A 217-nucleotide genomic window follows, 5' to 3' on the forward strand; every position below is an offset into this window, starting at 1 on the left:
CATGCAGGGTGCCATGCTGCGCTTCCAGGCCGGCGGTGTAGCTTTCCAGCTCTTCCACATAGGCCGTCACGCGGGCTTCCCGTTCACCGGCATCATCAATGCCGTACAGGTCCATACCGGTATCACCGCGCAGAAGGACGGACATCTGGGCTTTACCGGCCTGAATGCCTGGCAGCCGCTGGGTGTCACCGCCCAGGCAGGGGAAGAACTGATCATT

General features: G+C 61.8%; 1 protein-coding gene. It reads right to left on the reverse strand.

Features of this window, described 5'->3' with window-relative positions; genetic code table 11:
* Positions 1–217, reverse strand: a 217-nt coding sequence (locus H6B10_RS17575; protein ID WP_204652576.1) for a hypothetical protein, incomplete at both ends; no start/stop codon positions are given.

The organism is Gemmiger formicilis, from assembly GCF_016901605.1.
GTDB classification, from domain to species: Bacteria; Bacillota; Clostridia; order Oscillospirales; family Ruminococcaceae; genus Gemmiger; species Gemmiger formicilis_B.